This is a genomic window from Flavobacterium johnsoniae, from assembly GCF_001879205.1.
GTDB classification, from domain to species: Bacteria; Bacteroidota; Bacteroidia; order Flavobacteriales; family Flavobacteriaceae; genus Flavobacterium; species Flavobacterium johnsoniae_A.
The window spans coordinates 20,484-43,243 of sequence record NZ_MLFK01000007.1 but is presented as its reverse complement, the minus strand read 5'-3'; the positions used below and the strand labels follow the sequence as shown (position 1 = coordinate 43,243).

17 protein-coding genes are annotated in these 22,760 nt (G+C 35.7%); 13 read left to right on the top strand and 4 right to left on the bottom strand.

Annotated elements, in window-relative coordinates:
• Nucleotides 1-15: 15 nt before the first annotated feature.
• The gene (gene lpdA / locus BKM63_RS11750) at nt 16-1,419 is read right to left on the bottom strand and encodes a dihydrolipoyl dehydrogenase (protein WP_071636777.1); all 1,404 of its coding nucleotides are present in this window, start codon (nt 1,417-1,419) and stop codon (nt 16-18) included.
• A 394-nt stretch (nt 1,420-1,813) separates the two neighbouring features.
• Nucleotides 1,814-2,272 carry an Lrp/AsnC family transcriptional regulator gene (locus tag BKM63_RS11745; protein ID WP_071636776.1) on the bottom strand — a complete coding sequence of 153 codons (459 nt, stop codon included), beginning with the start codon at nt 2,270-2,272 and terminating at the stop codon, nt 1,814-1,816.
• Between the two features lie 432 nt (nt 2,273-2,704).
• On the opposite strand from BKM63_RS11745, the gene BKM63_RS11740 reads away from it, so the two are divergent.
• The gene (locus tag BKM63_RS11740) at nt 2,705-3,919 is read left to right on the top strand and encodes an aminotransferase class I/II-fold pyridoxal phosphate-dependent enzyme (RefSeq protein ID WP_071637344.1); all 1,215 of its coding nucleotides are present in this window, start codon (nt 2,705-2,707) and stop codon (nt 3,917-3,919) included.
• A gap of 394 nt (nt 3,920-4,313) precedes the next feature.
• On the opposite strand, the gene BKM63_RS11735 is transcribed toward BKM63_RS11740, so the two are convergent.
• Together BKM63_RS11735 and BKM63_RS11730 are read right to left on the bottom strand one after the other, a co-directional pair.
• A complete protein-coding gene (locus tag BKM63_RS11735) occupies nt 4,314-6,245 on the bottom strand; it encodes an amino acid permease (RefSeq protein ID WP_071636775.1) in 1,932 nt (643 codons plus the stop codon).
• A gap of 417 nt (nt 6,246-6,662) precedes the next feature.
• On the bottom strand, nt 6,663-9,569 hold the full coding sequence (locus BKM63_RS11730) for an FAD-binding and (Fe-S)-binding domain-containing protein (protein ID WP_071636774.1): 2,907 nt from the start codon (nt 9,567-9,569) through the stop codon (nt 6,663-6,665).
• Nucleotides 9,570-9,726: 157 nt separating this feature from the next.
• On the opposite strand from BKM63_RS11730, the gene BKM63_RS11725 reads away from it, so the two are divergent.
• From BKM63_RS11725 to tpx, 12 genes are all read left to right on the top strand, one after another.
• A complete protein-coding gene (locus BKM63_RS11725; RefSeq protein ID WP_242661133.1) occupies nt 9,727-10,578 on the top strand; it encodes a mechanosensitive ion channel family protein in 852 nt (283 codons plus the stop codon).
• A gap of 309 nt (nt 10,579-10,887) precedes the next feature.
• Nucleotides 10,888-12,975: a GEVED domain-containing protein gene (locus BKM63_RS11720; protein WP_071636773.1), complete on the top strand. Its 2,088-nt coding sequence runs from the start codon at nt 10,888-10,890 to the stop codon at nt 12,973-12,975.
• A 376-nt stretch (nt 12,976-13,351) separates the two neighbouring features.
• Nucleotides 13,352-14,560 (top strand): anhydro-N-acetylmuramic acid kinase, encoded by a 1,209-nt coding sequence (locus BKM63_RS11715; protein WP_071636772.1) that lies wholly within the window; start codon nt 13,352-13,354, stop codon nt 14,558-14,560.
• Nucleotides 14,561-14,805: 245 nt separating this feature from the next.
• Nucleotides 14,806-16,377 carry a glycoside hydrolase family 10 protein gene (locus BKM63_RS11710; RefSeq protein WP_071636771.1) on the top strand — a complete coding sequence of 524 codons (1,572 nt, stop codon included), beginning with the start codon at nt 14,806-14,808 and terminating at the stop codon, nt 16,375-16,377.
• On the top strand, nt 16,364-17,638 hold the full coding sequence (locus BKM63_RS11705; protein ID WP_071636770.1) for an MFS transporter: 1,275 nt from the start codon (nt 16,364-16,366) through the stop codon (nt 17,636-17,638). The genes BKM63_RS11710 and BKM63_RS11705 overlap by 14 nt, the downstream gene beginning before the upstream one ends.
• Before the next feature lie 22 nt (nt 17,639-17,660).
• The gene (locus tag BKM63_RS11700; RefSeq protein ID WP_071636769.1) at nt 17,661-18,002 is read left to right on the top strand and encodes a hypothetical protein; all 342 of its coding nucleotides are present in this window, start codon (nt 17,661-17,663) and stop codon (nt 18,000-18,002) included.
• A 197-nt stretch (nt 18,003-18,199) separates the two neighbouring features.
• The gene (locus BKM63_RS11695) at nt 18,200-18,646 is read left to right on the top strand and encodes a GNAT family N-acetyltransferase (RefSeq protein ID WP_071636768.1); all 447 of its coding nucleotides are present in this window, start codon (nt 18,200-18,202) and stop codon (nt 18,644-18,646) included.
• Between the two features lie 8 nt (nt 18,647-18,654).
• Complete coding sequence (locus BKM63_RS11690; protein WP_431733023.1) at nt 18,655-20,262, top strand: glycoside hydrolase family 3 protein; 1,608 nt, start codon at nt 18,655-18,657, stop codon at nt 20,260-20,262.
• Between the two features lie 125 nt (nt 20,263-20,387).
• The gene (locus BKM63_RS11685) at nt 20,388-21,026 is read left to right on the top strand and encodes a peroxiredoxin (RefSeq protein WP_057119327.1); all 639 of its coding nucleotides are present in this window, start codon (nt 20,388-20,390) and stop codon (nt 21,024-21,026) included.
• A 225-nt stretch (nt 21,027-21,251) separates the two neighbouring features.
• The gene (locus tag BKM63_RS11680; protein WP_007805605.1) at nt 21,252-21,560 is read left to right on the top strand and encodes a thioredoxin family protein; all 309 of its coding nucleotides are present in this window, start codon (nt 21,252-21,254) and stop codon (nt 21,558-21,560) included.
• A gap of 113 nt (nt 21,561-21,673) precedes the next feature.
• Nucleotides 21,674-21,931: a DUF6952 family protein gene (locus BKM63_RS11675; protein ID WP_042566605.1), complete on the top strand. Its 258-nt coding sequence runs from the start codon at nt 21,674-21,676 to the stop codon at nt 21,929-21,931.
• A 326-nt stretch (nt 21,932-22,257) separates the two neighbouring features.
• Entirely contained in the window at nt 22,258-22,755 is a 498-nt protein-coding gene (gene tpx / locus BKM63_RS11670; protein ID WP_071636766.1) for a thiol peroxidase, read from the top strand.
• Nucleotides 22,756-22,760: the final 5 nt, after the last annotated feature.

Below are 22,760 nucleotides of genomic sequence, written 5' to 3'. Positions count from 1 at the left end.
AATTTAACGTAATTATTATACGTGTATCGCTCTGTTTTCAGTAGCTGCTAATGCTGCTTCTTTTACCGCTTCCGCGAAAGTTGGATGTGCATGGCTCATTCTTGAAATATCTTCAGCAGAAGCTTTAAATTCCATTGCAGTAACCGCTTCAGCAATTAAATCGGCTGTACGGGCACCAATCATGTGAACACCTAAAACCTCATCTGTTTTTTCGTCAGCAAGGATTTTTACGAATCCGTCTAAGTCAGCACTTGCTCTTGCACGTCCTAACGCTTTGAAAGGGAAACTTCCAGATTTGTAAGCAACTCCTGCAGCTTTCAATTGCTCTTCAGTTTGACCAACTGCGGCAACTTCCGGCCAAGTATAAACTACACCAGGAATTAAGTTATAATCGATATGCGGTTTTTGACCTGCTAAGATTTCAGCAACCATAGTTCCTTCTTCCTCAGCTTTGTGTGCTAACATTGCTCCACGAACAACATCGCCAATTGCATAAATATTTGGAACATTAGTTTGTAAATGATCGTTTACTTCAACTTGTCCTCTGTCTGAAATTTTAACTCCTGCTTTGTCAGCGTTTAATCCGTCTGTGTAAGGACGACGACCAACAGAAACTAATGAGTAATCTCCTTCAAGCGTAATTGTTTCTCCTTTAGCATTTTCAGCCTGAACAACCACAGCGTCGCCGTTTCTTTCTACTGATTTTACTTTATGAGAAACGTAGAATTTCATTCCTTGTTTTTTCAATACTTTAGTCAATTCTTTAGAAAGAGAACCGTCCATTCCCGGAATAATTCTGTCCATGAATTCTACTACAGAAACCTGAGCTCCTAAACGAAGGTAAACTTGTCCAAGCTCGATTCCGATAACTCCTCCACCAATAATTACCAAGTGTTTTGGAACTTCTTTTAATTCTAAAGCTTCAGTAGAAGTAATAATTCTTTCTTTATCAATTTTGATGAATGGCAAAGAAGAAGGTTTTGAACCTGTAGCAATTACAGTATATTTTGCTTCGATAGTTTCAGATGTGCCATCAGCTTTTGCAACTGCAATGTGTGTTGCATCTACGAAAGAACCTAAACCATTGAAAACAGTAATTTTATTTTTATCCATTAAGTAGTTGATTCCACCTACGGTTTGATCTACAACTGCTTGTTTGCGCGCGATCTTTTTCTCTAAATTGATTTTTACATCTCCGGAAACTTCAATTCCGTGATCTGCAAAATGAGCAATTTCAGCATAATGGTGAGAAGAAGAAAGTAATGCTTTTGAAGGAATACAACCTACGTTAAGGCAAGTTCCGCCTAATGAATTATATTTTTCTACAATTGCAGTTTTGAAACCTAATTGTGCGCAACGAATTGCTGATACATATCCGCCAGGACCTGAACCTATAATGACTACGTCAAATGAACTCATAGTATTTTGTTTTTATTTTAGCGGTTACAAAATTAAGCAATAAAGTTCTGTTTAAGACTTAAATTTCAATGTTTTTTGTGTGAAATTTTGGGAAAGAGATTTTTTATTTAGATTGAAAATTTTACCGCAAAGTTCGCTAAGATTTTACGCAATCAAGAAGCCTCGGGACGCAAAGTTTTTTTGTTTTTTAATCTCGCAGAGTCGCAGAGTCGCAAAGTTTTTTTTAAAAAATTTATTATAATGATTGAATAGCGTCCAGCTAAAGCAGGAGGCAACTCAAAAAACTTTGCGACTCTGCGTCTTTGCAAGATTATCCTAAAAACCTTTGAACCTTTGTCTCTCTGAACCTCTGAACCTAAATCTTAGAACCTCAGCAACTCAGAACCTCAGCATCTTAAAAAGAAATCACTGTCGAATTCTTCACCTCACTAATCATAAACATACTTTGCGTACTGCCAATGTGTTGTAATGAAGTTAGTTTGGTAACCAAAAATTCTCTGTAAGCTTCCATATCTTTTACTAAAACTTTCAGGATGTAATCGTAATCACCACTTACATGATGACATTCTAAAACTTCGTTGAGCTTGATGACTTCGCTTTCAAATTTGGTTAGGAATTCTTTGGTATGCTGAATTAATTTTAAATGACAAAAAACTACAAAACCTTTTTCGATTTTGGATTTATCTACTAAAGCCGCATAGTTTTTTATAATGCCTTCGCGCTCTAGTTTTTTGATTCTTTCATAAACCGCAGTTACCGAAAGATTGAGCTTTAGGGATAATTCTTTGGTTGTTTTTTTACTGTCGGTTTGTAATAAAACCAAGAGTTTTTTATCGGTTTCGTCGAGAATCATATTGCTGTTTGTTGTTGATGGTTTATTGTTTGTTGTAAAAAGAAAGAAAATCTATAGAATTATACTTTCTATATCAAATTTAGATTAAAAATCATAACAAATTCGTTTTTATAGTTTTAAAATCTAATTATTCAGTTTATGATTGATTAATTTTCTAATTAAACTTTATTTTGAATAGAATTTCTTTTGGAAACGAGAGCCCTAGCCCAGATTGAAGTGGAAAGCCCGGAGTAAAAAAGGCAAAAGTTTCTTGTTTTAAAAAAGCGAATCCCGAGGCTTCGAGAGAAGCTCTTTTTAGAACATTAGAAACTTGCTTTTTTTATGAGGACTTGAAACGGAAAGCTGGAAATAGCTCCTAAAAAAAATGTTTCATGTTTCAAGTTTCAGGTTGTTGGAACTTGAAACATGAAACCTGAAACAAAAACTAACTATATGAAAAACTTTAACCCAGCAGATAAAATTCAGGATCTGCAGTACTTTGGTGAATTTGGAGGCGTAAATCCATCGATTTCTGATTCTTCTACATATACTTTTCTTTCGGCCAAAACTATGTTTGATACTTTTGAAGGCAATATGGAAGGCTGTTATTTGTATTCGCGCCATTCGTCGCCAAGTAATTTGTATTTGGATCAGGCTTTGGCAGCAATGGAAGGAACAGAAACGGCGAATGTTTCAGCTTCGGGAATGGGTGCAATTACGCCTACTCTATTGCAACTTTGCGGTGCGGGAGATCATATTGTTTCGAGCCGAACTATTTATGGCGGAACTTATGCTTTTTTGAAGAATTTTACACCGCGATTTGGAATCGAAACGAGCTTTGTAGACATTACAAAACTAGATGTTGTAGAAGCGGCAATTACACCAAAAACGAAAGTTTTGTATTGCGAAACAGTAAGTAATCCTTTACTGGAAGTTGCCGATATTGCAGGTTTGGCAAAAATCGCTAAAAAACATAACCTGAAATTAGTGGTCGATAATACGTTTTCGCCTTTATCGGTTTCTCCTGCAAAACTGGGTGCCGATATTGTGATTCATAGTTTGACAAAGTACATTAACGGCAGCAGTGATACGGTTGGGGGCGTAACTTGTGCCTCTAAAGAATTTATCAATTCGCTGAAAAATGTAAATTCGGGTGCGAGTATGCTGTTGGGACCAACGATGGATAGTTTACGTTCGGCTTCTGTAATGAAAAATCTTCGGACACTTCATATCCGAATTAAACAACACAGTCATAACGCACATTTTCTGGCTGATCAATTTGCAAAAGACGGTTTAAAAACGGTTTATCCGGGCTTAAAAAGTCATCCGAGTCATGAATTGTACAAAACGATGATTAATCCGGAATATGGTTTCGGGGGAATGCTAACGATTGATGTTGGAACTTTGGCAAAAGCCAATGAATTAATGGAACTAATGCAAGCCAGAAATTTAGGTTATCTGGCGGTGAGTTTAGGATTTTACAAGACATTATTCAGTGCACCGGGAACTTCTACTTCGAGCGAAATTCCGTTGGAAGAGCAAAAAGAAATGGGATTAACCGATGGCCTGATTCGTTTTTCGATTGGTTTGGATAATGATATTGAGCGTACTTATGAGATGATGAAAGCCTGCATGGTAGAACTTGGAATTTTAAAATTATCAAGCTAAAGAATTTTACAGGATTAACAGATTTACATAGATTGTTTTTTGATTTGGATTAAAACCTGTTCCTAAAATATAAATCGTTCCAATGGAACTTTTATAAAGATCCGGAGGAATGGTTTATTTTGCAGAAATTCATTACGCTTTTCTCACGCAGATTTGGCGGATTATGCCGATTTATTATGGAATTCTATAAAACAGAATCTGCTAAATCTGCAGGATCTGCGCGAGAAAAATGGATCGCTATAAAAGCAAACACTTCTTTATAAATAAATTTGCACGATTTTTTATTAGTTTGTTTAAATCCGCTGGAGATATTCTCTACGCGGATTTTTTTTACAGAAAAAAAGCCGTTCTGATCCATCTCAGAACGGCTTTTGTATTACTTTTTATTTCTAATTTAAACTTTGGCTACATTTAGTTTACTGTTTTTTCTACTGTAAGTAAAGTAGATAAACAATCCTATTAATAACCAAATTGTAAAATAAATCCAGTTCCATACGCTTAATTCGGCCATCATGTAAAGACAGCAGATTAATCCTAAAAGCGGAATCAACGATAGATTTTTTCTGAAAGCCCAAACCGCTAATCCAACTAAAACAAATAAGAATATCCACATTGGTATTTTATGTTTGAATAAACTGAAACCTGATTCATATTTTGCTGAATCGCTGATCGGTAAACCTTTGACAACTTCAGCATATTTTACTTCGTCGTCCTGATATTGTCCTAATAAATGTTCTAAATCTGATGTTTCGGCAGTTTTATTATTTACTTCGATACTTTCTAAATATTTAAAAACCTGCTCTGATTCTGATTTGTCTAGAGACGTTACAATTGACGTCGCATCGTAAATCTGAGGATCGTTATTGATAAAAGCCATTGTCGCTTTATTGTTGAAAGCAAAAGCGTAATACAATCCGGCGATCATTAAAACCGGTAAAATATATTTTGAATTGACGTATGGCGTTTTGAATTTTCCCCTCGGAATTTCGGGTTTGTTTTGCAATACTAAAACCCCTGCACAAACCAGCACAAAGGCAAATAAAGTTCCTATACTGCATAAATCGGTTACCATTGTAAGGTTTAGAAACAACGCAGGAACTGCCACCACAAAACCGGTTACGATTGTAGCAAAAGATGGTGTTTTATATTTCGGGTGAACGGTAGAAAATTTCTTTGGCAATAAACCATCACGGCTCATACTCATCCAGATACGAGGCTGTCCCATTTGGAAAACCAACAAAACGCTCGCCATTGCTACTACTGCACTAACCGCAATAATTCCCGACATCCATTTTAAATCTAATTTTTCGAAAACAAACGCAAGAGGATCTCCCACATTTAATTCGTGATATTTTACCATTCCGGTTAAAACCAAAGCAATAGCAATATATAGAATGGTACATATGATAATCGCCCACATCATACCTCGTGGTAAATCACGTTGCGGATTTTTACATTCTTCTGCAGTTGTGGAAATGGCGTCAAAACCAATATAAGCAAAGAATACTGCGGAAACTCCTTTTAGAACCCCTCCAACTCCATTTGGAGCAAACGGATCCCAATTTGCAGTATCGACATAAAATACCCCAACAGCAATTACTAAAAGCACTACGCAAAGTTTAACAACTACCATTAAGTTACTGGCGTTACGAGATTCTTTCATTCCTCTGTAAACCAAAGCTGTAATCAAAATAATGATAAATAAAGCCGGTAAATCTGTCACAAAATGAAACGATCCTATGGTTGGCGCTGTTGTCCAGGCTGTATGTGCCTGCTGCAAAGCAGTACTTAAATTTTCGAATGATTTTCCGCCTCGCATTAAGGCTTCTGCATCTTTAAATCCGTTTGAAGCGGTTAAATAATCCATCTGAATCCATTGCGGGAGATGAATGCCGCCACTCTGGAGCAGTCCCGTAAAATAATCGCTCCACGATATCGCGACCGTTATATTTCCAACGGCATATTCCATGATTAAAGCCCAACCGATTATCCATGCAATCAGCTCCCCAAAAGCTACATACGAATAGGTATAAGCACTTCCTGAAACCGGAACCATAGACGCAAATTCAGCATAGGCAAAAGCAGCAAAACTACACGCAAGAGCTGTAAATAAGAACAAGAAAATAACCGCCGGACCTCCGTCTGCACTGGCTTTTCCAATTGTACTAAAAATTCCTGCTCCAACAATAGCTGCTATTCCGAATGCAGTTAAGTCTCTTGTAGTCAAATGTTTCCCTAATGCATTATGACCGTCTGTTTCATTCTGAGCAACTTGCTTCAGAATATCCTGCACTGTTTTCTTACGGAATAAACTCGATAATGCCATATATTTTTTACTGTTATAAATTAATTTAATTCAGTCGTTTTTGTTTTATTTTGCAAATAATGCAAAAATTATCCTGATTTCAAATATATAAAACGATTTTGTTTTAACGAGACTTTTTTTGCCCACGGGTTCTACGGATTTAACTGGTTAGCGTGAGTTTCTTTTTTTGCCACTGATTAAAATGATTAGCACAGATTATTTTAATATCAATTTCACGCAGATCTAAAAAAATTTAGGCTGATTGGCGCAGAATGATTTAATAAAAATCTTAATTAAATCTGCTTTAATCTGTAAACCTGCATGAAACAAAATCATTTAAATCTTAATAATCTGGAGCTAAACTTAAGACAAAACAAAAAAAATCCGTGTTTATCCGCGTTTTCACGAAGTGAATCCTTGTCATCTGCGTGCCATCTCTCAACGCAAACAATTCCTCAAAATACTAACCGGATGCTGCGCCTCGCGTTTTGTACCATCATAAATTTGATGACGGCAGCTGGTTCCTGCTGCCGCAATTTTTACATTTTCGGCAGTGTTGCGTACTTTTGGAAATAAAGTATCCTCTCCCATCTGCATGCTTACTTTATAATGTTCTTTTTCGTATCCAAAAGAACCCGCCATACCGCAGCAACCCGAATTGTAAATTGTAACCGTATTATTTTTAGGAAGATTCAGCATGGCAAAAGTGGCTTCGACAGAACTTAATGACTTTTGATGACAATGCCCGTGAATTTTAATTTCCTTTGTTTCTTCAGAAAATGAATCCGGAGTTATTTTTCCGTCTACAATTTCTTTTTTGAAAAATTCTTCAATAGTAAAAGCATTTTGCGAAATTCTCTCCGCACTTTCTTTATCCGATGCCAATCGTAAATATTCATCTCTAAAAGTCAAAATCGCCGAAGGTTCAATACCGATTAATGGTGTATTCGAAGAAATTAAATCTTTAAAAATATTGACATTAATATCTGTAATCTTTTTGGCTTCTTCCAGAAATCCTTTAGATAAATACGTTCTGCCACTTTCTTCGTGATTTACGATTAAAACTTCATAACCTAATTTTGTCAATAATTCAAAAGCATCAATCCCTATATTGACGTCATAATAATTTGTAAATTCATCTACAAACAAATACAATTGTCCGTTTGGGAAATCTGTGTTTTTAGGCTTATGGTTTTCATACCACTTTCTGAAAGTCTTTTTTGCCAAAAGCGGTACTTGTCTTTCCGGCGCAATTCCCATTGACTTTTTAACCAATGCCTGATTCGAAATAAAATTGGTAAGAGATGGAAAAATACTTCCCATTTTATTCAGTTTTGCGTTATTGGCAAAAATTTTACTTCGGGTGGAGAATCCGTTTGCTTTTTGATATTGGTATAAAAATTCGGCTTTAAGAGTCGCAACATCCACGTTGCTTGGACATTCACTCGCACAGGCTTTACAACTTACACACAACTCAAAAACTTCGTATAATTCTTTCTGGTCAAATTTGTTTTCTTTTTCAGAATAAGTCAAATATTCACGCAGCGCATTTGCTCTCGCACGAGTCGTTTCCTTCTCGTTTCGTGTTGCACGATAACTCGGACACATTGCTCCTCCTGCTGATGGCAGTTTTCTGCAGTCGCCGGAACCGTTACATTTTTCGGCAGCACGTAAAATTCCCAAACTGTCTGAGAAATCCTGAAACGTTTTAATATCCGGCTCTATCCTTCCAGAAATCACACGATGGTTTTCGTCCATCTTCAAGGCATTGACAATCTTCCCGATATTTAAAACCGAATTCGGATCAAATGCTAATTTGATTCTTTTGAGCAATTCGTAATTCTTTTCGCCAATCATAAACGGAATAAACTCACCGCGCACAATTCCGTCGCCGTGTTCACCACTTAGCGAACCTCTGTATTTTTTTACCAAATGCGCTACATCGGTCGCAATTGTCCTGAATAGTTTTAGATCAGATGTTTTTTTCAAATTCAAAACCGGACGCAAGTGTAATTCTCCTGCACCCGCATGCGCGTAATAAATTGCTTCTTGTCCGTGACGCAGCATCATCGCCGAAAACTCAGCAATATAAGCTGGTAGATCGCTCAATTCAACTGCTGTATCTTCAATAGAATCGGCTGCTTTATCGTCGCCTACAATACTTCCTAAAAGTCCAAGACCTGCTTTTCTCAGTTCGTTGGCTTTGTCAATATCAGGACCATAAATTTTTACGAGTGAGTAGCCAAAATTGTTTTTTTCTAAATCGGCAATTAAGGCATTCGCCTGATTCTCGGCATCTTCCAGCGTATGAGAAGCTACTTCAAACAACATAATCGCTTTGGGTTCTCCAACCAAAAAGAAACGGTTTTTAATGTGTTCCCGATTTGTTTTGGTACAATCTAAAATCGTATCGTCGATCATTTCGCAAGTGTACAAATGATGTTTCATCGCCACCACAACAGATTCCAAAGATTCCTGAATCGTATGATAATGCGCCACCACCATAATATTATGCGCAGGCGGCAAATCATCAACTTTTAAAGTGATTTCGGTTGTAAAAGCTAAAGTTCCTTCGCTTCCGCAAAGTAATTTTCCGAAGTTAATTGTCGGTTCTGTCCCGCCAAATAATTCTGATCTCAGCAGAATATCAACAGCGTAACCTGTATTTCGCCTGTGAATTTCCGGTTTCGGGAACTCTTTTATAATTTCTTCCTGAACCGCTTTTACTGAAAGTTCATTGTAAACGCTTTTATATATTTTATTTTCTAAAGAATCGCCTTTGGTTTTCTCGATAAATTCCGCCGAAGTCAGTTCTCCAAAAGCCACCTCAGATCCATCGCTCAAAACGGCTTTTACCTCCACAATTTTATCACGAGTAACACCATATCGAATTGAAGTTGTTCCAGATGAATTATTTCCCACCATTCCGCCAATCATTGCGCGATTTGAAGTTGATGTAATGGGAGCGAAAAATACGCCGTGCGGTTTTAAAAATAAATTCAGTTCATCTCGAATAACGCCAGGCTGAACCGTAACCGTTTTTTTCTCTGCATTATAACCTAAAATTTTGGTAAAATTCTTCGAAACATCGACCACAAGTCCGTCGCCAACTGCCTGCCCTGCGAGCGAAGTTCCCGCTGTTCTGGGCGTAATCGAAATAGAATGCTGTGCCGCAAACTTTATCAATTTGCTGATATCTTCGACCGTTTTAGGAATAGCAACCGCATTTGGCCGAATCCGGTACACTGATGCATCTGTCGAATAAAGTGTTTTATGAAGATCATCGTATAAAAGTGTGCCTTCAAGCGTGCCGGCTAATTGCTCTAAATGAGATTGGGTCAACATGTAAATGGTGCTTTTCTTTAAAAATAGTTTCTCAAAACTGAGACCACAAATATAAAAATATAGCAGGTTAAAATGTGTAAAATGCCGATTTATCTTAACAGCCCGTCAACATTTTATAAAATTAAAGCCGAATTCTGTAAAGCACTAAAATATTGAAATGGCTAATTTTAAGAATTTACTTTTACGCCTTATTATTATGGAAAATTTCGTTCAGGACGTCTTCAAACATTTAGAAAACTATTATTACAGTATTGTCGATCTTACGCCAAAATTTATTCTCGCCATTGTTGTCATCCTCGTTTCGTGGTTTATTGCAACCAGAATTGGTATTTTCGCAGGAAACCGACTAAAAACCAGAATGCATGACCGACTTCTTGCCACTTTTATCGCCCGTTTAATTAAATCGGTTTTAATTATTATTGGAGTTTTGTTCATGTTCAAGATCATTGGACTTGACGGAATTGCGCAAAGCATGCTTGCCGGAGCGGGAATCTCTGCTTTTGTAATTGGTTTTGCCCTTAAAGATATTGGAGAAAACTTCCTTGCCGGAATTCTGCTGGCTTTTAAACGTCCGTTTTCTATTGGTGATATAATCGAAAGCAACGGCGTAAAAGGCGAAGTCATTAACCTCAACCTGCGCGATACCGAAGTAAAAAGCGACTCGAAAATCATTTATATTCCAAACGCGCTTTTAATAAAAAATACACTTATCAATTATAACAGTGAAGGCTTTCTCCTGCAGACTTTCACCGTTGGACTCGAATATGGTTCTGACTATACCCGTGCTATCGAACTCGTAAAAGAAGTTCTGGGAAACAGCGAAGATGTAACCGAAAAAGATCATGAAAACGCTGCCGTAATTACTGATGTTGCCGCTGCGGGTGTCATTCAACTCAATATTCGTTATTGGGTTAAAACGGCATCAACTACTGAAAATTCAGAATGCCGCTCTAAAATTATTGCTGCAGTTTTGAAGAAGCTGAAAGAAAATGAGTTTGTGTTGAAATAATTTTTTTGAGAGACAAAAGTTCAAAGCAGCAAGGCGACAGAGGTTTCTTCTCTACATAATTGTCATCCTGAGCGAAGTCGAAGGCTAATGAAAACGTAAATCTTCTTTTTTTAGAATTTGGTCTTGAAGCCGTGGGATAAAAATTGGAGGTTGTTTTTTACACCATTCAAAAAATTTAAGAAAAAAGCGACTACAAAATAATTTAGGTATAAAATAAAAAAATATATTTACATGCTTAAATTTCAGATTATAGCAATAATCTCATTTTTTGAATAAAGAACCAAAAACAAACTAAATCTGCTGCAATACATGGGGAAAATTACTTTTAAAAAATCTTTTTTAAAAATTGCTTTTGGAATTTTGCTGTTATTCTTCCAAGTACTGGAAGCGCAATCGCAAAAGACTGGAAAAACAAAAAAAACAGAAGCAGCTACTTACTGTGAAGCTGGTGGTAACAGCATTGATTTCGAATATATTGGTCAATTTAGGCTTGGTGCTTTCCTGGGACCAAATACCACCTCAACTGGCTACAGCGACCATACCAATATGGTTATAAATTTAGTAAAAGGAGAAACCTATTTATTATCTATTCATCCTGCTTGGAGTAACGCTGCAAGTTTTTCTGCCGGTTACGGAGTTTGGATTGATTACAACGGAGATAAAGCTTTCAACTACGGCGATGAAATGGTTTGGTCAGCATTTGATGGAAGTTATAAAAAACCTATCACTTCTACCTTTAAAGTTTCAGAAAATGCCGTTACCGGAACTACAAGACTAAGAGTTGCTATGGAATTTGCTTACAGGCCAAATGCCTGCGGTTTATATAAATACGGCGAAGTAGAAGACTATACCGTCAATATCATAGAAGGTGTACCAAACAATCCTTTAGCTCCCGCAGCACCTGTAAGTCTTACTGCATCAGAAATTATAGAAACACAGTTTAAACTATCTTGGACACTTCCTGCAAATAATCCTGATGTAACGGGATACGATATTTATCAGGATCAGGTTCTTATTGCAAGTTCTGCAATACCCTCTTATACTGTTACGGGACTAGACCCTAAAACAAGTTATGTATATACTGTTAAAACAAAGAATGCAAATGGAATCAGCTCGCTTTCAAGCGAACCGATTGTTGTAACCACTATTCCCGATGTAACCCCTCCTACAATTCCGGGAGATTTTACTATTGCATCTCTAATGTCCAGAAAAGTAAATTTATCCTGGAGTCCCGCAACCGATCTTGTGAGCGGTAATAACATAACCTACAAAATATACAATGGAAATACACTCGTAGCAACAACTAAATCAAGTAATTATTTAATTACTGGTCTTAAACCGGGAACAGAATATTCATATAAATTATACGCCTATGATGAGGCCAATAATTTTTCGAATGCCGTGAATATTATTAAACTCACAACACCAGTTGATACTACTCCTCCAACTAAACCAACTGATTTGACAGCTTCTAATATTACAACATCTTCAGTTACTTTATCATGGACTGCTTCAACAGATAATGAAGAGATAGATAGTTATTATATTTCCGGAGGACCAAGCGGATTATGGCCAAAAGGTACACAAGCAACAATTTCTAATCTTCAAGAAGGAACAACTTACACCTTTACTTTAAATGCTGTAGATCCTGCAGGTCTTTATTCAGAAAGTGCGACAATTACAATAACCACTGTTGCTCTTCCTAAATACTGTGCATCAAAGAGCACAGACATTTCAAAGAAATTTATTAACTGGGTAACCTTTGGCACTATTTCCAATAATTCAGGAGTAGATGCAAGCGGTTACAGCGATTTTACAGCAAAATCAGCAAAAATAACCAAAGGGGTAAAAACAAGCATCTCTATTAATGCCTGGGTAAGTCCATCAGCTTCTGGTTCAAATAGATACTATGTATGGATTGATTATAATGGCAACAAAGATTTTGATGATCCAGACGAATTGGTTGTAAAAGGATCTACTTCTGCAGCATATCTCAACAATTTTATCACTATACCTGGCACTGCAATTACGGGCAAAACCAGAATGAGGGTAATCCTTAAAGAAGGAACTGCCCCAACGCCTTGTGAAACATTTGCCATTGGAGAAGTAGAAGATTATACAATAGAAATCCTGGACTCGAATTTGGGTATTGATGAATATGCCAAAAAATCTGAAGGTTATATTTTAAGTCCAAATCCTGCTCATGAAAAATTGTATATTGATAATGCAGCAAATGCCGATACTGCCTTTAAAATAATCAGCTCAAACGGACAAATTATAAAAGAGGGCAAAATAGATTCTAAAGGTATCGATATTCATAAACTCAGTAACGGAATATATATAATAGAACTAAACGATGGTGAAAAATCTATAGCGAAGAAGTTTATAAAAAATTGATTTGTTTTTCTTTAAATAAAAATACAGCCCCTTGATATATAATTAAGGGGCTGTATTTTTTATTGAGTTTACCAAGAAGTGAGATATAACAAATTTGAATTTTCAGAAGCTTTTCCTGCTGTCCGTTTATATCTTTTATAGCCTTTTATTTTATTTTCATAGAAGTTATGTCAGAGCGAAATCTTTAAAACATCAATATTTCACACCAATAAAACGCTTTCTTGACTGCTTCATTTCACTATAAATATTTCATCTCAATGGATTTTTTGTTAATTCTTGTAATTCGAAACAATAAAATCTCTTTTTTCTAAATTTATATGCAAAATAATCCCATTTTAGCGTTTCCAAATTAAATGCATTTTTAAGATTACTTGAAATGAATAAAAATATAAAAGCTCTCTATAATATTGCCCAAAAAGAAACCCGAAAAATACTAGGTTTAATGTCAGGAACTTCACTTGACGGACTTGACTTGGCACTTTGTGAAGTTTCTGGCGAAGGCGGAAACACAGTGGTAAAAATCGAACAGTTTGAAACCGTTGATTACGACGAAGATATTAAAAACGAAATCAGAAAAGTTTTTGCTAAAAAAACAATCGATTTTCAGCATTTGGTTTTGCTAAACGAATGGATTGCAGATTTACATGCCGGAATGATTAACGATTGTCTCTCTAAATGGAATATTCCTGCAAATGAAGTCGATTTAATTGCTTCACACGGACAAACGGTTTTGCATGCGCCGAAATTTCTGCATCAGCAGGAAAAATTCCCCAATGCAACCTTACAAATTGGCGACGGTGATCATATTGCTGTAAAAACCGGAATCATCACTTTATCTGATTTCAGGCAAAAACACGTTGCTGCAGGCGGCGAAGGTGCGCCCCTGGCTGTTTATGGCGATTATTTGTTATTCAGCAAAAAAGGCGAAAACCGAATTATGCTCAACATGGGCGGTATCGCGAATTTCACTTATTTACCTGCATCTCAAAACGCCGAAGAGGTTTTTGTAACCGATACCGGAACTGCCAATACGCTTATTGACATTTTCACTAAACACTATTTCCCTGAAAAAAGCTTCGATAAAGATGCTGCAATTGCCAAAACCGGAATTGTAAATCAGGAATTTTTAAGTGAATTAAAAAGCGATGCTTTCTTCCAGAAAAGCTTCCCAAAAACCATTGGCCAGGAATTGTTCAATCATGATTTTGTAAACTCGACTTTGGTAAAATTAGGTTTACAAAATATTTCGGCACCAGATTTGCTTGCGACTTTAACACGCCTCAGCGCCGAAACGATTGCCGAAGCAGTTTTGTTTGTAGTTGAAAATACTAAAACACCAATCGAGGAGTTTACAGTTTATATGTCTGGCGGAGGTGCAAGAAATCCGTTATTGGTGAGCTGGTTACAGGAATTATTGTCTTGTAAATTTGAAAAAAGTGACGTTCTCGGGATTTCAGGCGATGCAAAGGAAGCTGTTTTATTTGCCGTTTTGGCCAATGAAACTGTTGCGGGAGGAAATTATAATTTTGGTTCGCAAAAAGGGATTCCATCTGTAACAATGGGGAAAATTTCTTTTCCGGATTAAAGAATAAGTTTGCCACAGACTAAACGATTTAAAAGATTAATCCATAAAATCCTTTAATCTGCGGCCATAAAAAAGTTGTCACGAATTTCACGAATTATCACTAATTATTTCTTTTTATTTTGAAAATAAAATTAGTGTTATTAGTGCAATTCACAGCAAAAAAAATTACAACCATATAATTTCTCAATTATTAATTATAATCGGTTAAAAAAACTATTTTTGGTTCTTGTTAAAAAAAGATTGAAATGCATAAAAATCAGCACTTACTATTCTCTATCATATTTTTATTTTTCTTCGGATGGAAATCTGTTTCACAAGAAAAGATAATGCATCCTAAAAATGAATTTAGAGGTGTCTGGATCGCGACAGTAGTAAACATTGACTGGCCAAAAACAGCAATTGACAATGTTGAAAAAGAAAAAGCTGATTATTTAGAAATTTTAAATACATATAAAAAACTAAACTATAACGCTGTTATCGTTCAGATTAGAAGTGTTGGCGATGCTTTTTATCCATCAGAATTTGCGCCATGGTCAAGATTCTTAACAGGAAAAGAAGGTGTTGCTCCAAATCCGTATTACGATGCTTTGGCCTGGATGATCGAAGAAGCACATAATCGAGGTTTTGAATTTCATGCGTGGCTGAATCCATATCGCGCAACTTTCGATTTAAACAAAAACCTTTTAAGCCCAAACCACGATATTTTTAAACATCCGGAATGGATGATCGAATACGGCGGAAAATGGTATTACGATCCTGCATTGCCTGAAGTTCAGGCACATTTAACAAAAGTAGTTAAAGAAGTTGTAGACAAATATGACATCGATGCAATTCACTTTGACGATTATTTTTATCCGTATGCCGTTCCCGGAAAAGTCTTTAACGATTCGGCTTCATATAAAAAATACGGTTCGGGTTTAAGTCTTTCTGATTGGCGACGCGCCAATGTGAGCAACTTTGTACACACGATTTCAACCACTATAAAAGCAAGCAAACCATGGGTTCAATTCGGAATCAGTCCGTTTGGGGTTTGGCGCAATAAATCTCAAGATCCGAGAGGTTCTGAAACGCAGTCGACTTCAAATTATGACGATTTATATGCTGATCCTATGTTATGGATGGACCAAAAATGGATCGATTATATCTTGCCTCAATTGTATTGGAGCATGAACAACACAAGAGCTTCTTACTCAAAATTAGTAAAATGGTGGTCAGAAAACTCTAATAACACGGCTGTTTATATAGGTCATGCTTCTTACAAAATCAGGGCAGACAGCGATAAAAGCTGGAATTTTGCAACTGAAATTCCAAATCAGGTTGATTTTGCCAGAAGTTTTAAAAACGTTTCCGGAAGTGCATATTTCAGTGCTAAATGGTTCATGAATAAAAACTTTGACATTGTTCGTCTTTTAGAAGAAAACCAATATAAGTATCCCGCAATTCCTTTGGCGGTTCCTAATCTGAAACGTATTATTATTGACAATCCGGTTTTTACTGAATTTACAAAAGACAGCTTAAAATATACTTTCAGCATCAAAAGTCCGCTAAATACAAAAGTGCGTTATATTGTAATTTATGGCGGTGAACATATTTCGAAAATCAATACAAACGATGCCACGAAAATAATCGATAAAGTAAGAGCTGTTGAAAAAGACGGTGTTATTTCATTTTCTATTCCTGCAGAAAAAATCAATCAATATAAAGCTTGCGCTGTGACATTTATTGATTATTTTGCAAACGAAAGCACACCAGCTGCTGCCGATTTAAAAAAGAATTTTAAAATTTATTCCCCTGCTCAGCCAAATGAAAATAGATAACAAACCCTGGTTTTGGATTCCGCTTCTTAACTTCGCTTCCGGATTACCGTATGCCGTAATTATTTCCGTTTCGGTAATTATGTACAAAAATCTGGGTATTACAAATGAAGACATTGGCGTTTACACCAGTTTGTTATATCTGCCGTGGGTAATTAAACCTTTGTGGAGTCCGTTTATTGAACTGCACGGAACCAAAAGAAAATGGTTTTTATCTATGCAGTTACTCATTTCAATAGCCTTTTTATTAGTTGGATTAACGATTCCTGCGAATGGATTTTTTATGATGACTCTGGCGATTTTCTGGGTTGCTGCTTTCGCTTCAGCATCTAATGATATTGCCAGCGATGGTTTTTATTTATTGGTTTTACCAGAAAATCAGCAGTCCTTTTTCCTCGGAATCAGAAGTACTTTTTATAGACTTTCGTTATTAGCCGGAAATGGATTAATTGTACTTTTTGCAGGTTATTTAGAACACAAATACGGCGACAATACAAAAGCTTGGTCTTATACCATGATCGCAGTTGGATTATTAATGACTTTTATAACCGTTTATAATTTTATTTTTACTCCAAAAAACGAAATAAACGCTGTTGCAAATATCAAAGAAGAACATCAAAATCAAAACTTCGCAACGGTTTTCATCAGCTTTTTCAAGAAAAAACAAATCGGATTAATTTTGGCTTTTATTCTGGTTTTCAGATTAGGAGAATCACAATTGCTTAAAATGCTAAGTCCGTTTTTATTAGATGGGAAAGAACTAGGCGGAATGGGTTTAGATACTGAATCCGTTGGAATAATTTACGGAACTTTTGGTGTTGGCGCTTTGACTTTAGGCGGCATTTTAGGCGGCATCGCGATTTCTAAACAAGGTCTTACTAAATGGATGCTTCCTATGTTTTTAACGATGCACCTTCCAATTATTGGATTTATTTTGTTAGCATTCTTTCATCCAACCTCTATTTATTATATTTATGCCGTTGTGATTTTAGAACAATTTGGATACGGTTTTGGATTTACCGCTTTTATGATGTACTTAATTCATGTTGCCGAAGGAGAATCAAAAACAGCTCATTATGCACTTGCAACCGGTTTTATGGCAATGGGAATGATGCTTCCGGGAATGCTGAGCGGTTATATTCAGAAATATTTAGGCTATGATAACTTCTTTATTTGGGTTTTGATAGCTACAATTCCAGGTCTTATTTTATCACGCTTTTTAACTTTCCCGAAAGATTTTGGGAAAAAATCTGAAGAAGTTTAACCCCAAATCAAACATCTTACATATGGAAATCAATGAAAATCTGCAGGCCGAACGCAACCTGAAAGGAACTGAGTTCGAGAAAACCGGAAATCTTGAAAAAGCAATTGAATTATATGAGGAAAATGCCGCGGAAAGCTTTAAAGGAAATCATCCTTATGATCGACTGGCTACGATCTACAAAAATCTAAATGATCTCGACAATGAAATCAGGATTTTAGAAAAAGCTATTGTAGTTTATGAAGAAATTACAATCGAAGACCGACTGGAAGGGCTGCCAAAACTTTTCCGTTTCAAAAATCGATTAGAAAAAGCGATTGAAACCAAAAAACAATTAGCGAAACAAAAGAAAGCAAAATTGAAATAAAACATTCTTTTAAACACATAGTCCCGATATCTATCGGGATTAACTGAAAAGAATAAAAAGAAAAAACTCGTTTCTCAACATATAGTCCCGAAGTGTCGGGATGTATTTAAATAAAGTGAAACGGTTTTTCCAAGAATTAAATACTATGTTTCTATGTATTAGAAAATTAAAATATACCAATCTAAGCATTCTAAATCATGAACATAAAACGAACAAATTCCGATGATATTGATTTTATAAGTTTGGTTGCTTTATTAGACCAGGATTTAGCCATTAGAGACGGCGAAGATCATGCGTTTTACAATCAATATAATAAAACTGATAAGATAAAACATACCATCGTTTATTATGATAACGGGATTCCTGCCGGATGCGGCGCTTTTAGAGAAAAAGAAAGCGGTACAACCGAAATCAAGCGCATGTACGTTCATCCTGATTATCGTAAAAAAGGTATCGCCTCTGCTGTTTTAAAAGAATTAGAAATCTGGGCCAAAGAAATTGGCTATACATATACGGTTCTCGAAACTGGAAAAAAACAGCCCGAAGCTATAAACTTATATCAAAAATTAAATTATACCATAATTCCAAATTATCCGCCTTATGAAAAGATGGATAACAGTGTCTGTATGAAAAAGACTTTATAATAATGAAAATGACAGCTCAAGCATTACGACAAAAAGTGGGACAATTCTTTTTTCCTGCTGTTTTCATCAATGATACCGAAGAAAATATTCAGGAAACCGAACGCTTAATCAAAGAACATAATATTGGCGGACTAACCTTTTTTCACAGTCGTGCGAGCGCTGCAACCAATTATGAAAGCAAGAAAAAAGTTGTTTTTAATGATGACAGCTATCAAAAAATTAAAGATCTTATAGTTCGTTACCAAAAAGCGGCTTCTACTCCACTTTTAATCAGTATTGATGCAGAATGGGGATTGGCAATGCGTATCGAAAAAACACCTCAATATCCGTATGCTATTACACTTGGCGCTTTACCTTCAACTAAATCTGATTTGGTTTTTGAAGTTGGAAAGCAAATTGGTTTAGATTTAAAAGCAGCCGGAATTCAGTATAATTTATCGCCTTTGGCAGACATCAATAATAACCCAAACAATCCGGTTATTGGATATCGTTCTTTTGGTGAAAACAAAGAAAAAGTCGCCAATTTTGCTCTTGAATATTTAAAAGGAATGTCTGAAGCGGGTGTTTTAGGCTGTCTGAAACACTTTCCCGGACACGGAAATACCAATGTCGATTCGCATTTGGGATTACCTGTTTTAAATGAGACATTAGAAGAATTAATGGAAAACGAATTGTATCCGTTCATAAAAGGAATTGAAAACAATGTCGACTCTATAATGATTGGTCATTTGGCTGTTCCGAGTTTAAATGACGGAAAGGATACTTCCGCAACATTATCAAAAGCCGTTATTCAGGATCTTTTACGTGATAAATTAGGCTATGATGGTTTAGTGATTTCTGATGCTTTAAATATGCATAGTGTTTCAAAACTATATGAAACAAAAGGTCATTTAGAATGGGAAGCTTTCAATGCCGGAAATGATGTTTTGTGCTTTGCTGAAAATGTTAAGGAAGGGATTGAAGAAATCCTGAAAAATGCTTCACCGGAAAGAATTGAAGAAAGTTTCAACAGAATCATGAAAGCCAAAGAAAAGGCCGGAATTCTCTCTGCAAACAATTTTACCTCAGGCGAACTAAACTTTAAAAAGACTTCAGAATTAAACCTTCAGATTGCTGAAAACGCTATAACTAAAATTATCGATAATTCAAATTTAGAATTGGCAATTGAAGCACAGAAAAATAACAAACTTGCAAAACTGAGTTTATATAAAAATACCGATAATACGTTTTTTTCGACTTTAAATTCAAAATTAACTTCGCCGGAATTTGCTTTTGAAAATCCGGAAGTTTCAAATATTTCATTAATCAGCAAAGAACTAGAGAATTTTGAAACTATTATTATTTCATTATTTGTTCCAAAAGCAAAACCAATGAATAATTTTGAAATTGACGATCAGGTATTAGATTCACTTTCAAATTTGCTGCAAACCAAAAAATGCATCGTCTATGTTTTCGGAAATCCGTACGTTTTACCGATAATTCCAAATCTCAAAAGGGCTTTCGGCTTAATTCAGGTCTATCAGGATTTCGAAGAATTTCAAAAAACAGCAGGAATTCAATTTTTAGAAAATATTCCAGGCAATGGGATTCTTCCGGTAAACATTGACATCCAATAACTTATAAATTCATATAGCTAAAATTTATCAACTTATAAATATTAATAATCACATCTTATTGTAAGTACCTGTACTTATACCCTACTTTTGCATCAGAAATAAATTTTTAACGTAAAACGAAAAATATGTCTTTAGTAGGAAAAAAATTCCCAAGTATTGCAGTAGATGCTATCTCAGAAATGGGTGACAATTTAAAAATCAACATTTTTGAAGAAGCAGTAAACAACAATAAAAAAGTACTTTTATTTTGGTACCCAAAAGATTTTACTTTTGTATGTCCAACTGAATTACACGCCTTTCAAGCTGCATTACCAGAATTTGAGCAAAGAAATACTATCGTAATTGGTGCTTCTTGCGACACAAACGAAGTTCACTTCGCTTGGTTAAATACTCCAAAAAACAATGGTGGAATCGAAGGTGTTACTTACCCAATCTTAGCTGATACAAACCGTAACTTAGCTAACATTTTAGGTATCCTTGATATTGAATCTACAAGCTACAGCGAAGATACTGATTCAGTGATCATCGAAGGTTCAAACGTAACTTACAGAGCTACTTACCTTATTGACGAAACTGGAAAAATCTTCCACGAAAGTGTTAACGATATGCCATTAGGACGTAACGTAAACGAATACCTAAGAATGGTTGACGCTTACACACACATCCAAACTAAAGGTGAAGTTTGTCCTGCAAACTGGGAAGCTGGTAAAGAAGCTATGTCTGCAGACAGAGTTAGTACTGCTGAATACTTAAGCGCTAATTAAGCTGCTAAGATACTAAGGTTCTAAGATGCTAAGTTTTTCAACTTAACTTTTGAATCTTAAATACAATTCTACAATAAAAGTCAAGAGATTCTAAGATTAAACTTAGATCTTAGAATCTCAACGACTTAAAAAAAACATCAAATAAATCCACACAAAGTTATTCGGTTCAAGAGCAAACTCAGCATCTTAGAACCTTAGCAACTTGGTGTCTTAAAATAAAAAACTATGTTAATCGACTTAAACGAAGATACGTTAGCAGATTTAGTTGCTAAAAACGAAAAAGTAGTAGTACAATATTCAGCTTCATGGTGTGGAAACTGCCGTATTATGAAACCAAAATTCAAAAAATTAGCAACAGAAAATGAAGCTATTACTTTTGTTTTGGTTGATGCAGAAAATTCTCCTGAATCAAGAAAATTAGCTAATGTGAGCAATCTTCCAACATTTGCAACTTTTGTAAACGGACAATTAGTTGGCGAAACTCAAACCAACAAGCAAGAAGTTTTAATCGATCTTGTAAACGCAATTGCTTAAATTTAGATTAGTTAGACTGGCTTAGATTTTTAGACTTCTTAGAAAGTGGTCTAAAAACTTTAAAAAAGTCTAAGAAGTCTAAGAATGTCTAAAAATCTAAGAAGTCTAAAATTATGAAATTACCAGTAATAAAGCAGTTAACGCAGTTCATCGAAGAAAACGATCAGGATTATATCATAGAAACGATCGAAGTTCTGGAAGCTATGACCGAAATTCCTTCTCTAAAAGACGAAGAATTAGATGTAATTGGCGAATTGATTTCGAATATGTACGGTGCTCTTGAAGTACACAAAATGGTTTCTCAGGGAACAGATAAAAAAGAAGCTCTTAATGCATTTATGAAACGCGTTTTAGGCTCAATAGATAAATAAACCAGTCTTTTCCAAAAACATGACTTTAATTGCGTCTCCCCAAGAGGCGCTTTTTTTTGTTTACCGCTTTTTAAGTTACAATTCTCAGTCTCAGGCTGAGCGAAGTCGAAGCCCGGCCAAAGTAAATCTACAAGGATTACTAACTTAGATTATGGAGTTCCCTGCGTGGTCTTCGACTTCGCTCAGACTAACATTTCCAATATATAATTCGTGAATTCGCGGCCATCCAAAAACCATCCTTAATCTCTCCTTAAACGAATAACAAATACTTTTAGATTCAAATATTAATCCTTACTTTTGAGCCTCATTAATTTTAAACAAAAATCATGGCTTCAATCACATTAGGAGGAAATCCAGTTCATACATCAGGCGAATTACCAGCAGTTGGTTCAAAATTAGCTGACTTCAAATTAGTACAAAACGATTTATCTGTTGCTTCATTAAGTAACTTCGCTGGCAAAAAACTAGTTTTAAATATTTTTCCAAGTGTTGACACAGGAACTTGCGCTGCATCTGTTAGAAAATTTAATCAAAGTGCCAGCGGATTAGAAAACACTACTGTTTTATGTATTTCCAGAGATTTACCTTTCGCTCAAAAACGTTTTTGTGGTGCCGAAGGCTTAGAAAATGTAGTTAATTTATCTGATTTTCAAGAAGGAAGTTTTGGTAAAGCAAACGGTTTGGAAATTGTTGACGGGCCTTTAGCTGGTTTACACTCAAGAGCCATTATTGTAGTTGATGCTGACGGAACAATCACTCACACAGAACAAGTTGCAGAAATTGCAAACGAACCAAATTACGAAGCAGCTTTAGCAGCACTATAATATTT